We start from the raw sequence: 13,483 nt of genomic DNA, 5'->3' as shown, positions 1-13,483 counted from the left end.
TTGGCACATCCTGATGCCACCTATAAACCCGCAAAAAAGTTAAATCGTTATTATCTGATCATGGCTGGCCTGTGCCATCGTTTTCACTTGATGGCGCTTGCCAGCGGCCTGCGATCCGCGCAGGTAAGTTATGTTCTACTTCCTGCAGGGCGCGATGAATAGCGTAGTAAAACCCATCGGCATGAGTACTGCCGTGACTTTTCACTACGATACCGCGCAACCCCAATAAACTGGCCCCGTTGTAGCGCACGGGATCAAGCTCTTGCTTTAAGCGCTTTAACACAGGCTTGGCCAGTAGGCTTGCCAAACGACCACTTAGGCGCGACTCAAACGCCATCTGCACGCGTTCAACCAACATACTCGTCAAACCTTCGCTCGCCTTGAGGACAGCGTTGCCCACAAAGCCATCACACACCACCACATCAAGCTGGCCTTTAAACAGGTCGCCACCCTCAGCATAGCCTTGATAGTCGAAAGCACTACCACTGGCATACTCGCGCAGCAGACGATCAGCCTCACGTACGCTCACACTCCCCTTGGTGGCTTCAGCGCCAACGTTGAGTAGCGCCACGCGCGGCACCGCAGTGCCATCGATACACTGCGCCATCGCCGCCCCCATCAGTGCAAAATCGACCAGTCGATGGGCAGGGGAATCCACGTTGGCGCCTAAGTCCAGCAAATAGCAGCGGCGCCCTTGGCGGGCTGGGATCGCGGTACTGATTGCCGGACGGGAAATCCCCTCGACCATCCCCAGTTCGCGCCTTGCCAAGGCAACAAGCGCTGCCGTATTGCCTGCGCTGACACCAGCCACAGCTTCACCCTGGGCGACACACTGCAGCATGTGCGCCATGCTCGTTGCCTCGCCTCTGCGCAACGCCCAGGCCGCTGTTGACCCCGGCATTACGCTATCGGGCGAATCACGCGCCACCAAACGTGACGTTGCCGCAGCCAGAGGCTGCGGCAAGCGCGAAAGCTCAGCAATAATCTGCTGACGCGGGCCAAACAGAACCAGCTCAAGACCGGGGTGTTCTAACACCGCTCTTGCGGAGCCTGCGATAATCGCATGAGGGCCTTGGTCACCCCCCATCACATCAATCGCTAAGCGCATACCGCACTGAGTCCGTTTAGCCGCTTAGTAATGCAATTGAGGCTTATACCTCAACCACTTTACGACCACGGTAGAAACCGTCTGGAGAAACGTGGTGACGCAGGTGAGTCGTACCGGTTTCTTTGTCCTGAGACAGCGTCGGAGCGGTCAGCGCATCGTGGCTGCGACGCATGCCGCGCTTGGAACGAGTTTTACGGTTCTGTTGAACTGCCATGGGGGTTTACTCCAAGGTATTTAAGGTAAAGGGTGCTTATTTTTTGCCTTTCAAGACATTCAGCACCGCGAAAGGGTTCGTCGCTGGCGCTGTATCTGACGCCGCGCCTTCTGTTTTGCTGACCAGCTGCTCCGCCGAGACATGACATTCGGCTTCATCGTGATAGACCACCTGGGGCAGGCTGAGAATCAATTCATCCTCAACTACCGTCAGAAGATCCAGCTGTTCCTTTTCCACCAGCACCGGTTCATGACTAGCAGGCAACTCGGCCGCCAAGGCTTCATCAGTGACCATTCCAAGCAGAAAGTCACTACTCACCTCTTGAGGCAGCGGCACTAGGCAGCGTCGGCAGGCAAGCGCCAACGTCGCTTGCAAGTGGCCACGAATTTCACGACGGCCTTGAGCATCGACACCAAACTCAAGCACGACATGACAGTCGCCGGTTTGGTCACCCGCTTCTTCGGCAAGACGTGGCAGCTTATCCAGCGCTACCAAGCCTTCGATTCGTTCGTGGCGGGCTGCGAGCTTATAAGGCTCCACCCGACTGGGGAGTTGTGAGGTCAACATAGGCGCGCAATGATAGGCACTCCCCCTGCTGGTGTCAAAGCTGTCGGTGTATTTCTTCATCGCTTCCTCAATAAATAACCAACATAGGCCTCAATAAACAGCCGACATGGGCACAATTCGCAGCTTTCGCTACACTCTACTGCTTTGCCGTCCCACTAGCGCAACCACATTAGCCAGGAGTTATACTGTGACCTCACCCGCCATGACCGAGCCATCAAGCACTCAGTCATCAACTGCGCAGTCCTTAAGTACAGAAAATACAGAGCTAGTGCTTGCCTCAAGCTCACGCTGGCGGCGTGAGCTGCTGGATCGCCTACAACTCCCCTACCGGTGCCATTCACCGGATATTGATGAAACGCCGCATAATGGCGAAACACCACACGCACTGGTACATCGCCTAGCACTTAGCAAAGCCAACGCCGTGTCGGCTCACTTCCCCCACCACTGCATTATAGGCTCCGACCAGGTTGCGGTATTTGAAGGCGATATTCTTGGCAAACCACATACCACAGAAAAGGCCTGCGCTAACCTTGCCCGCTTTTCTGGCCAGCGCGTCACCTTCCTGACCGGTTTAGCGCTACTGGATACTCGCCACCAGCGCCATCAAGTCCATGTCGAGCCCTTCGAGGTCGTGTTTCGCACTCTTAGCACGCAGGAGATCGAAAACTATGTGGCCAAAGAGCAGCCCCTAGATAGCGCTGGCAGCTTTCGTATGGAAGGCCTTGGCATTGCGCTGTTTGAAAGACTGGAAGGCCGTGACCCCAACGCGCTGATTGGGCTACCGCTGATCGCGCTCTGCGACATGTTGCGCCAAGCGGGCTTGGATCCGCTTGGCGCGCCCTAGGGCCCAGGACGTGAATTGGCGATCAGAAACGAAGCGGGGTGTTAGGAGCCCTAATACCTAGCACTTCAGCGGCAACCTCGGTAAAACGCCGAGTAAAGCGCTCAAATGGATCAAGACTCGGCGTATAGTCCACCCAGTCGATGTTACCTACTTGATCGCGAGACAGCTGTTCGAGGCTACCCAACTGATCGACCAACCCTAGCTCGATGCTCTGCTCGCCACTCCAGATCAGGCCTGAGAAAATGTCCGAGCTATCACTGAGCCGCTCGCCGCGCCCCGCGCGGACGTCATCGATAAACTGGCGGTGAGTTTGGCTCAGCACGCCTTGCCAAAACGTCTCTGCATCATCGTCCAGCGGCTGGAATGGATCTAAGAAGGCCTTATTCTCTCCTGCCGTAAGCACGCGGCGCTCCACGCCAATGCGCTCTATCGCCTCCTCAAAGCCAAAACCAGCGTAAATCACACCAATCGAGCCCACTAAGCTCACTGGCGACGCAATAATCTCATCTGCCGCTGCAGCTATGTAATAAGCGCCGCTGGCACCGACATCCTCAATCACCGCGATAATCGGTTTATCACCCTGCTCGCGCAGGCGCATGATTTCCGCATAGATACGCTGAGACTGAACAGGGCTACCACCGGGGCTATTAATGTGCAGCACCACGGCTGCAGCGCTTTCGGCATCCCAGGCTCGGTTTAACCCTTGGATGATGCGCTCCGCATTGGCTGGCGAATCGCTGGCGATTACGCCATTAACCTCAACAATGCCCAAGTGGCGTTGGGCGGGCGTTGCGACACTCGGCGAATCCCAGAACAGGCTATAAAGCGCAGCAGACAGCGCAACCAATACGACAGCGAGAAACATCAGACGGAAAAACAGCTTCCAGCGGCGGGTACGCCGTTGCTCGGTCAAGACGCCGCCTATCCAGTGATCCATCATTTCCAGCTGCGCTAATCGCTGGCGTTCGCGCAGGGTTTCGGCATCATCACCTGGCGTCCCAGGGGGCTGCTTAGCCCCCTTACCAGGCGGAACCTCGGGCCCTTCAGTCCAGGGATCCTCCTTGAACTCGTTGGGCTGGTCGCTATTAGCCGGGCCATCACGCCCCTCTTGTGCACCCTCTTGGCGGGTTGGATCGTCACTCATAAAATGTCCTTATAACCGATCAAAAAGCTCGTCAACGCTATGGGCAATCCACTTTGGCTCGCTCATTGCCAGGCGCTCAGGCGCATGCACCCCATAGCTTACCCCCACCCGATCCATGCCCATCGCCCTAGCCATTTCCATATCATACTCAGTATCGCCGACCATCACCGCCCGCTCGACCGGCACCGCAAGCTCAGCCAGTAACTCTGAAAGCATCTGCGGGTGCGGTTTAGAGCGGGTTTCATCCGCGGTACGGCTGGCATGAAACCACGCGCCGCTACCGGTCTCAGTAAAAATACGGTCAAGCCCGCGACGGCTTTTACCTGTTGCGACCGCTAAACGCTGTTGCTCATGCCCACGCAAACGGGCGATATGCGCTTCGACACCGCTAAAAAACGCCATTGGCGTGGTATCAGCCTGCACAAAATGGTGCGCGTAACGCTCGCGAAGCCGCTCGGCCTGAGCAGGCAATATACCTGGGCAGAGCTTGGCAATTGCTTCGGGCAGCCCCAGACCAATAATATCTTCAACCTCCGCAGTTGAAAGCGCCCCCCACTCGGCCTCCAAAGCAGCCGCCTGCATACACGACACAATCCGCGGCACTGAGTCCATCAAGGTGCCGTCCCAATCAAATATAATTAGCTCGTACTGCATGGCAGCTCCCTGTAAAAGGCAACGCGGTGAAGAAAGAAGTTATTGACGGGCGCGCTTGAGCGCTTCTTCCAGGGCTTCTGGCAGCGGCGCTTTGACGGTAACCGGGCGGCCGTTAGTGGGCTCAGGAAAGGTCAGCGCTCGCGCATGAAGGAACAAACGCCCCAGACCTAACTGCTTGGTGAGCAGACCACTTTCACGGGTAGCGTACTTATCGTCACCTAATAACGCATGGCCTGCGTGGGCGGCATGTACGCGAATCTGGTGGGTACGGCCCGTGACCGGCTCAGCCTCTATAAGGGTTACTTTTTCGAAGGTTTCGACCACCGAAAAATGGGTGCGCGACACTTTTCCGTTGGGATCTACCCTTACCCTCCGCTCGCCGTTACCGGCATCAAAGCGGTCTAACCGAGCACTCTCATAGGTTTTCCGCGCTGGCCAGCGCCCACTGACCAAGGCCAGATAACGCTTATCCATACCGTGCTTTTTCAACGACTCGTTCAGCGTCACCAGCGCATCGCGTGACTTGGCCAGCAGCAAACAGCCCGACGTATCGCGATCCAAGCGGTGAACCAGTTCCAGAAAGCTCAGATCATCGCGCACTTGACGCAGCGCTTCTATTAAACCAATTTTAACCCCGCTGCCGCCATGCACTGCCAAACCAGAAGGTTTATTAAGCACCATCCAATCGGGGCCTTCCATAATAACGCTGCCTACCAGGAGGTCGCGCAAATTATCACTGACTTCCTTCACCGCTTCGCGAGGCGCCAAACGCAGCGGCGGAACGCGTACTAAATCCCCCGCTTGCAAACGGTAATCCACCTTCACGCGTTTTTTATTAACGCGCACCTCGCCTTTACGTACGATGCGATAAATAAGCGCGCGAGGCGCCCCTTTAAGCCGCGTCATGAGAAAATTATCAATTCGCTGCCCTGCTTGCTCCGGGGCGATATCCACCCACTGCACTTCACGCCCTTCGGACATTACTACTTACTCCTGCTTAAAAACGGCATTCTAGCGTAGACCCAAGGGCATTGCGTCAATTGCTGGTCGTAGTCTTTACTGTTATATTCGAAATCGTTCACCAGCTAAGCGCAGAAAGCTGTCTTGTCTAGCGCTAGTGACTAGCTGTTCGATAGCTAATTGATTAAATTTGTTAGCAGAGAGCATCACCGCTGAGCTTGGTTAATGCGCCTGCCCGACTAACACGCAGGCCTGAACGCAAAAACGGCACCAGTGTACGCATTGCCCGTTTTCCAGTATTAAAACTGATCTTAAAAATGCAGTAACTCTGCCGCCCGTTTTTTATGCCGGCAGAGGAAAATAAGCCTTGCCCTCAACGGCAGGCAGCAACGAAACAACGCCACGTCCTGAGCAGCTCCGCCTTATTCGTCACAAGGCGATGACTGTCTCCGGGCGAAAAGTTCAACGCTGTGCCGGTGGCCGGCGTTGGTGAATCGATGAATGCCAGGTGTTGGCGGTGTCAGCAGGGCCGGATGGACGTGACAGCCACCGGAACACGTCCTGCCTCCGCCACGTACTCAACGCCCTATCGGCCGGGTTGGCGATGATGCCTTCCCGGCTTGACGCGTCAGCATTGCAATGCGCCGAGCACAAGCACGCAGCACCCAGCGATTCGCCTACGTCACCCAATAGGCAGTTCGCCGGCACGCAACGCTATGCGAGACACTATGAAACGGATGCTTATCAATGCGACCCAGCCCGAAGAGCTGCGTGTCGCTTTAGTTGATGGACAACGCCTATACGATTTAGATATCGAATCCGGCGCAAGAGAACAGAAAAAAGCCAATATCTATCGCGGTAAAATCACCCGCGTAGAACCCTCCCTGGAAGCTGCCTTCGTTGACTACGGCGCCGACCGTCACGGCTTTTTGCCCCTCAAGGAGATCTCTCGCGAGTACTTTGTCAAAGACGTTTCCGGACGTCCGAGCATTAAAGAAGTGCTTAAAGAAGGCCAAGAGGTCATCGTCCAGGTCGATAAAGAGGAGCGTGGCAACAAAGGTGCCGCGCTAACCACCTTTGTCAGCCTGGCTGGTCGCTTTTTGGTATTGATGCCCAATAACCCGCGTGCAGGTGGCATTTCTCGCCGTATCGAAGGCGACGAGCGCAGTCAGCTCAAAGACGCCATGGGTCAGTTGACCGTGCCGGATAAAATGGGCCTGATCGTGCGCACTGCAGGCATTGGTCGCAATCCGGAAGAGCTCCAGTGGGACTTGGACTACTTGGTTCAGGTGTGGGAATCGATCACCACTGAAGCTGCCAAGCGCCCTGCCCCGTTCCTGATCTACCGTGAATCCAACGTCATCATTCGCGCCATGCGCGACTACCTACGCCAGGACATCGGCGAAGTATTGATCGACAGCCCCGAGATTCACGCCGAAGCGCTGAGCTTTATTCGCCAGGTAATGCCCTCGTACCAGCAGAAGATCAAGCTCTACGCGGACGAAGTACCGCTATTCTCGCGCTTCCAGATCGAATCACAAATCGAAACCGCCTATCAGCGCGAAGTGAAGCTGCCTTCTGGCGGCTCGATTGTGATCGATCACACCGAAGCGCTAGTCTCCATCGATATCAACTCCGCCCGCGCCACCCGCGGCAGCGATATCGAAGAGACCGCCCTACAGACCAACTCTGAAGCCGCCGATGAAATCGCCCGCCAGCTGCGCCTGCGTGATATCGGCGGTTTGGTGGTTATTGACTTTATCGACATGGGGCCTGCACGCAACCAGCGTGAAGTTGAAAACCGCATGCGCGATGCCCTCAAGCTGGATCGCGCACGGGTACAGATTGGGCGTATTTCACGCTTTGGCCTGATGGAAATGTCCCGCCAGCGCCTGCGTCCCTCGCTGGGAGAAACCAGTGGCGTGGTCTGCCCGCGCTGTAATGGCCAGGGCACCATTCGCGATGTTCGCTCGCTCTCCCTCTCTATCATGCGCCTGATTGAAGAAGAGGCGATGAAAGAGAATAGCGCACAGATTCGCGCCATTCTACCGGTACCCGTGGCGACTTACCTGCTCAATGAAAAACGCAGCGTGTTGGCAGATCTTGAGTCTCGCCAGAATGTTCGTGTGGTACTGCTGCCCAATCCTGATATGGATACGCCCCACTACGACGTGCAGCGGCTGCGTGATGACCACCTGGACGAGGATGACACTCAAAGCCTATCGAGCTTTGAGCTCTCCACCGACACCGAAGTAGGCAAAGAGCCGACACCTAGCTTCGTGCCGCCCGCTCAACGCGCCGAAGCCGCCGTCAAGAGTGTCACCCACAACGCTCCCGCCCCAGCATCGCTGCAAACGGAAGAGAAAGCGCCCGCTGCAGCCCCAGCGGCCAAAGCAGCACCTGTAGCCAGCGAGCAACCCAGCGTTATTGGGCGCTTTATCCGCGGCTTCGCCAAACTGCTTGGTAGCGACGAAAGCGGCGCCGAAGCCACACCAGAGCCCAAGGTTGAAACACCGGCGCCGCGCAAATCAGGCGAGCGCAAAACCAATCAGCGCAGCAGCGAGTCGCGGCAAAAATCGTCGCGTGGCGACAACGCCAGCCGTAACGAGTCACGCAGCGATAATAGCGCCCGCCCTGAGCCAAAAGCTGAACAAAAAGCCGAGCAGCGCAGCAGCACACCGCGTCCTGCCAGTGACGACAATAGCGATAAGCGGAGCGGCCCCAGCCGTACCCGCAACCGCCGTCGCCACCCCCAGCAGGACGATGCTAACGGTCAAGAGTCAGCCAAAGCGCCTCGTAAAGAGAACCAGGCTGATAGCTCTTCCAAAGACAGCCCTAGCAAAGACAGCTCCACGAAAGAGGGCTCTAAAGAAAGCACCAGCGGCAAAAGTGCAGCGCAGAAAGAGTCGCGTCGTGATGGTGGTGACAAAAACCGCGACAGCCAGCGCGATGCAACGGCCAAGAGCCCAGAGTCCAAGAACTTAGAGACCAAGCAGGATGACGGCAAGCCGAAGCGTACGCGTAACAACCCGCGTAACCGCACGCGCACCCAGGCGATCAACCCTCAGGCAGAAGCTGAGCAGTTAAAACTGCAGGCCGAGGCTCAGAATGAAGCGTCAGCAGTAACACCAGAGCCGGCCGAAGCCCCTGAGGCAGAAGAACAGGCACAGGTGGCTAAAGCAGCGACAAATGACACAACGATTGCACTAGGATCGGACTCGGACGTCACCGCTCAGCCAGAAGCGGCAGCAGCCGATGCGCCTGAGTCCGACGCCGAGCAAGCGAACGACGCAACGACCGCCGACCGCCCCGTGGCAGAAAACGCTAAAGCGCGCAAGTCGACGCACCAGCGCCGCCAGCCTAAAGCGGCTTCACCGGCGGAGCAAACGTCAACTGCCAGCACCGTTGAGCAGGATGAGGCCGCCGCCAAGCCAAGCGAACCGGAGGCCACAGCCAGCGAAGAGCCGTCAGCGCCATCTGAGGTGACCTCAGCAACGGCCAAAGCCAACGCCGAACCAGCTGAAAGTAAGAAAACCGCCGATAGTCAGCAGCCCAGTGCTAGCGAACAGGCAGCGCCTGAAGCCGTCGAACCGTCTGCGGCCAACGCCGTTGATCCAGCCGCAACGATTGAAGAGGCGGCCTCCCCTGCACCTTTCAATAGTGCGGGTACGGATCAAAGCAGCGATGAGCATCAGCCCGAAGCTTCAACTAACGTCCAAGTTCGCCAGGAAGCGGCAAACCCAGATGTTGCTGAGAGTACTTCCGAGAGCGCTTCTGAGAGCGTCGACGCAACCCCTTCAACTGAAGAGCCTACCAGCAGCGAGCCGCAGCAAGACAGCGCAGAAAAAGGTGATGAGCCTAAGAGTGTTAAAGACACAAACGCTGAAGACCGAGTCGCTGAAGAAAGGAGCATTGAAGAGAGTAGCGCTGAACCGAATAGTTCTGAAGACAGTCCTGAAAATGGTTCTGAAAATAGCTCTGAAAAGAGCAGCGATGAACTAGCAGCGACTGAAACACCTGCGACTGAAACACCTGCGACTGAAACACCTGCGACTGAAGCTACTGCAACTGAAGCAGACGCTCAACCGGTCGCCAGTGAAGCACCCGTTGAAGCTGCTGTAACTGAAGAAGCGCCTAAACCCCGCCGCCGTCGCACACGGGCCCACAATGACCCGCGTGAGAAGCGCAAACAGGCACAACAAGACACACGCTCCGAATAGATCGTTCGCGCGTATTGCAGTAACAAAAATCCCCGCTTCGGCGGGGATTTTTGCGTTATGTGCACCTTAGAGGCAGGGCCTAGAGATTAACTAATAGAGATTAACTAACAGGGATTAATGAACCGCGGCTCGGGCTCTAAACGCACCCCAAAGCGTGCCTCGACCTGGTCAGCGATATAGCTAGCTGTTTTCATTAGCCTCTGACGATCACCGCCGCCAAAGTGCACCAACACCAGCGCTTGATGCTGGTGTACTCCGAAGGCACCATCACGCATCCCTTTCAAGCCACACTGGTCGATTAACCACCCCGCCGCCAGCTTTGTTTGCCCTCCTTCCTGGGGGAAATGGGGCATAGCAGGATACTGCTGCAACAACTGCGCTGCCAGCACATCAGCTACCAGCGGATTTTTGAAGAAGCTCCCCGCATTGGCCAGCACCTGTGGGTCGGGCAGCTTCTCGCGTCGAATACCACATACCGCTTCGGCTACCGCGAGCGGTGTGGGAGGGCTTGCTAGGCGTGCGGCGAGATCGCCATACCCTAGCCGGGGCGCTGGCGTGCGTGACAAACGCAAGACTAACTGAGTGATCACAATGCTACCTGCCAACTCGCCTTTAAAAATACTCTCACGGTAACCAAAGGCGCACTCTTGCGCGCTTAGCCAATTTACCCGCCCGGTGGCAAGCTCCATTACCTGCACCGCTTGCAGCGTATCGGCAAGCTCAACACCGTAGGCGCCAATGTTCTGCACTGGCGCAGCACCACAACTGCCAGGGATCAGCGCCAGATTTTCAATGCCCCACAGGCCGCGTGCAGCAGTCGCCATCACCAACGTATGCCAATTAACTCCCGCCCCTACATGGGCAAGCACATGCCCTTGACGCTGACTGAGCCAGTGTTGTTGCAAATCAGGCCGCACCACCAAACCTGGTAGTGCCTCGGGAAGCAGAACATTGCTGCCGCCACCGAGCAGCGTGACGGGCCAGCCTTCATGGCGTGCCTCTGCTAGTGTTTGGCGTAGAGCTGTTAATGTCTTTGGTGACGCGAAGCGCTCTGCTTGGCAGGGGAGCCTAAGTGTATTAGCGGCGGACAAATCCACATTGCTGAGAATATTCATCTGTGCAGCCACACCATTAGCCCCATTACAGCTCTCGCTTAAGGTGTCGAATCAGCCCTTCTGATGCAGCTTCAATCATATCCAGAGCCTTCTCAAATCCCTCATCACCGCCAAAATAGGGGTCTGGGACTTCAGCACCGGGGGTACCAGCGAAATCTAAAAACAGCCCAACATGCGCCTGGCTATTAGCAGGCTTCAGCTCGCGTATGGCGCGTAAATTGTCCTGATCCATGCCTAACACGTAGTCGAATTGGGTAAAATCGTGCTCGCTTAGCTGGCGGGCACGCAGGTCGCTTATATCGATACCGCGCAGTAGTGCTGCCTGCTGCGCGCGGGCGTCTGGCGCTTTGCCCAAATGCCAACTGCCGACGCCGCAGGAGTCTATCTCGACCTCATCGGCCAACCCTGCTCGCTCAAGAGCACGACGAAAAACACCTTCGGCGGTCGGTGAACGGCAAATATTGCCTAAACATACAAATAATACTTTCACGATAGCTCCTTAAAAACTGAGCTGCCCAAGCAAGCGCCCGCCCCTGCGCTAAGCCGGCAACGCCCGAACCCGCGCTAGGCCAGCAGCGCCCGAATCCGCGCTAGATCCTCGGCCGTATCAACACCGGCAGGGTTTACTTCGCAGGCCAGCGCCACTTGAATAGCGTGACCATTCTGCAGCGCACGCAGTTGCTCGAGCTGTTCAAGCTGTTCGAGGCTTGAGGCTGGCCAGTCTCGGTAGGCAGCTAGAAAACCGGCACGATACGCATAGAGACCGATATGGCGCAGCCAGGCATCGGTTGCCAGCATGGTCGGTGGCGTTTTGAACTGCTCACGATCCCAGGGGATAGGGGCCCGTGAGAAATACAGCGCGCGGCCTTGTAGCGTTCGCACCACCTTGACCACGTTGGGATTAAACAGCGTGTCCACGTCATTGATAGGCTCCGCCAACGTGGCTATCGACGCTCCGGGATCGTCGGCTAGGCGCAGAGCCACCTGGTCGATCAGCGCGGGAGGAATCAGCGGCTCATCGCCCTGCACATTCACCAGCAGCGCATCATCCGTCAATGCCAATATACCAGCCACCTCGGCTAATCGGTCGGTGCCCGAGGGGTGATCGTCGCGGGTCATGATCACTTCGGCGCCGTAGTGCAGCATGGCATCACGAATACGGCTATCGTCTGTTGCCACGACCACTCGGCTGGCGTGGCTTTGGCAAGCACGGCGCCATACGTGAGCAACCATCGGTTCCCCGGCAATATCAAGCAGTGGCTTGCCGGGCAGCCGGGTAGAGCCGTAGCGAGCAGGTACGACGACGGTAAAATCAGGCACCTTGAAATCAACCATGTCATCAAAGACAGCCATTAAGCGTCTCCTAAACGCTCTTGGGAACGTCCTGGAGAGCGTCCTGGAGAACGCCCTTGTGAAGTGTGCAGCTTTTCATCAGCATCCATCACGCGAGCCTCTTCCGGCAACATCACCGGAATCCCCTCTTTGATCGGATAGGCAAGGCCATCGTAGTGGCAGCGCAGCTCTTGAGCATCGCGATCATACTTCAGCTTACCGTTACACAACGGGCAGACCAGCATTGCCAGCAGTTCCTTATCCATGCGCTTATCTCCTTTAGGAAAGTGCCGACAGCCGCGCTGCCAGCCAGTGCTCAAATTCGGGTGGAAGGGATGCCTCCACATCTAATACCCAACTGTTAGGCGGGGCCAGGGCGTAACACTTAACGGCGTCTTTAGCGGTCATAATCACTGGGCGGGTATCTGCAAAGCTTAGCGCGCCCGCACTAAAGTGCTGGTGGTCGGCCAACGGGTGCCACTCGCCCTCAACACCCAACGCGGAGAGTGTACGAAAAAAGCGCTCGGGATGCCCGATACCTGCCACCGCGTGCACCGGCAGCGTAAACGGCAGCGGCGCAAGCGGAAAACGTGCGCCGTCATCAAGGCGACGCCAGCGCAGCGGCGCCAGCTGCATAGTAGTGGCTGCCTGCATGATAGACGGAGTAAGCGACAAAGAGGGCGGTGAGTCGCCGTTAATGATCACCGCGTCAACACGCTGCAACCGGCTGGGCGACTCGCGCAGCGGCCCGGCGGGCAGGCAGCGCCCGTTGCCCAATCCACGGTCACCATCCACAACCACCAACTCAATATCTCGATCCAGTGCCAAGTGCTGTAAACCGTCGTCGCTCAAGATAATATCGCAGCCCTTCTCGATCAGTGCCTGAACACCGCGCACGCGATTGGGGTCTGCGGCCACTGGCAGTCCCGTCTGCTGTGCCAGCATCAGCGGCTCATCACCGCTTTCGACAACGTTCGTGTCGGCGGTGACCAGCAGCGGGTAACTGGGCGCTTTTCCGCCATAGCCGCGGCTAACGATACCTGGCGACCAGCCTTGGGCCACCAGCCAGCCAGCTAGCCACGCCACCAGCGGCGATTTACCCGTCCCCCCCAAGGTGATATTGCCTACCACGATAACCGGCACCGGCGCCTTCCAAGTAGCTTTTTGGCCGCTAGAGTATTCCCGCTCCCGCCGCGCCATGGCCCACTGATAAAGCGCCCCTAAAGGCCTCAGCGGCGATAGCCAGCGACTGCCCTGGTAAGCGCCTTGCAGCCAGCGCTCCGCCAGCGTTCTCTTGGCAAAGCTCATAACGATAGGCTCATATC

13 protein-coding genes are annotated in these 13,483 nt (G+C 57.2%); 2 read left to right on the top strand and 11 right to left on the bottom strand.

Going from position 1 to position 13,483, the window contains the following annotated elements; translation table 11 throughout:
* Positions 1–58 precede the first annotated feature (58 nt).
* From plsX to LMS44_RS08945, 3 genes are read right to left on the bottom strand one after another with little or no spacing between them, the layout of a single operon-like run.
* On the bottom strand, positions 59–1,108 hold the full coding sequence (plsX, locus tag LMS44_RS08955) for a phosphate acyltransferase PlsX (protein WP_009286412.1): 1,050 nt from the start codon (positions 1,106–1,108) through the stop codon (positions 59–61).
* A gap of 43 nt (positions 1,109–1,151) precedes the next feature.
* Positions 1,152–1,322, bottom strand: a complete 171-nt coding sequence (gene rpmF / locus LMS44_RS08950; protein ID WP_007114757.1) for a 50S ribosomal protein L32 — start codon at positions 1,320–1,322, stop codon at positions 1,152–1,154.
* Between the two features lie 36 nt (positions 1,323–1,358).
* Positions 1,359–1,889, bottom strand: coding sequence for a YceD family protein (locus LMS44_RS08945; protein WP_041158158.1), 531 nt, complete (start codon positions 1,887–1,889; stop codon positions 1,359–1,361).
* 202 nt (positions 1,890–2,091) lie between these two features.
* Between LMS44_RS08945 and LMS44_RS08940 the strand changes: the two genes are divergently transcribed.
* Positions 2,092–2,733, top strand: a complete 642-nt coding sequence (locus tag LMS44_RS08940; RefSeq protein ID WP_171051135.1) for a Maf family protein — start codon at positions 2,092–2,094, stop codon at positions 2,731–2,733.
* Positions 2,734–2,755: 22 nt separating this feature from the next.
* Here LMS44_RS08940 and sppA read toward each other — a convergent pair whose 3' ends face one another.
* The 3 genes from sppA to LMS44_RS08925 are packed head-to-tail and all read right to left on the bottom strand — an operon-like array spanning position 2,756 to position 5,512.
* On the bottom strand, positions 2,756–3,877 hold the full coding sequence (gene sppA, locus LMS44_RS08935; RefSeq protein WP_278369381.1) for a signal peptide peptidase SppA: 1,122 nt from the start codon (positions 3,875–3,877) through the stop codon (positions 2,756–2,758).
* A gap of 9 nt (positions 3,878–3,886) precedes the next feature.
* The gene (locus LMS44_RS08930; protein WP_278369382.1) at positions 3,887–4,531 is read right to left on the bottom strand and encodes an HAD family hydrolase; all 645 of its coding nucleotides are present in this window, start codon (positions 4,529–4,531) and stop codon (positions 3,887–3,889) included.
* A 39-nt stretch (positions 4,532–4,570) separates the two neighbouring features.
* Positions 4,571–5,512, bottom strand: coding sequence for an RluA family pseudouridine synthase (locus tag LMS44_RS08925; protein ID WP_009286408.1), 942 nt, complete (start codon positions 5,510–5,512; stop codon positions 4,571–4,573).
* A 707-nt stretch (positions 5,513–6,219) separates the two neighbouring features.
* Between LMS44_RS08925 and rne the strand changes: the two genes are divergently transcribed.
* On the top strand, positions 6,220–9,711 hold the full coding sequence (rne, locus tag LMS44_RS08920; protein ID WP_278369384.1) for a ribonuclease E: 3,492 nt from the start codon (positions 6,220–6,222) through the stop codon (positions 9,709–9,711).
* A 104-nt stretch (positions 9,712–9,815) separates the two neighbouring features.
* On the opposite strand, the gene murB is transcribed toward rne, so the two are convergent.
* From murB to lpxK, 5 genes are all read right to left on the bottom strand, one after another.
* Entirely contained in the window at positions 9,816–10,826 is a 1,011-nt protein-coding gene (murB, locus tag LMS44_RS08915; protein ID WP_278369386.1) for a UDP-N-acetylmuramate dehydrogenase, read from the bottom strand.
* A gap of 25 nt (positions 10,827–10,851) precedes the next feature.
* Positions 10,852–11,316 carry a low molecular weight protein-tyrosine-phosphatase gene (locus tag LMS44_RS08910; RefSeq protein WP_138800087.1) on the bottom strand — a complete coding sequence of 155 codons (465 nt, stop codon included), beginning with the start codon at positions 11,314–11,316 and terminating at the stop codon, positions 10,852–10,854.
* Between the two features lie 74 nt (positions 11,317–11,390).
* Complete coding sequence (kdsB, locus tag LMS44_RS08905) at positions 11,391–12,179, bottom strand: 3-deoxy-manno-octulosonate cytidylyltransferase (RefSeq protein WP_190373397.1); 789 nt, start codon at positions 12,177–12,179, stop codon at positions 11,391–11,393.
* Positions 12,179–12,424, bottom strand: coding sequence for a Trm112 family protein (locus LMS44_RS08900; RefSeq protein WP_190373398.1), 246 nt, complete (start codon positions 12,422–12,424; stop codon positions 12,179–12,181). Before LMS44_RS08900 ends, kdsB begins: the two co-directional genes overlap by 1 nt.
* Positions 12,425–12,437: 13 nt before the next feature.
* Positions 12,438–13,466, bottom strand: a complete 1,029-nt coding sequence (gene lpxK / locus LMS44_RS08895; RefSeq protein WP_022523887.1) for a tetraacyldisaccharide 4'-kinase — start codon at positions 13,464–13,466, stop codon at positions 12,438–12,440.
* Between the last annotated feature and the right edge of the window lie 17 nt (positions 13,467–13,483).

Source organism: Halomonas profundus (genome assembly GCF_020865425.1).
GTDB classification, from domain to species: domain Bacteria; phylum Pseudomonadota; class Gammaproteobacteria; order Pseudomonadales; family Halomonadaceae; genus Vreelandella; species Vreelandella titanicae.
The sequence above is the reverse complement of the archived record's forward strand: the minus strand, read 5'-3'. Positions and strand labels throughout refer to the sequence as shown.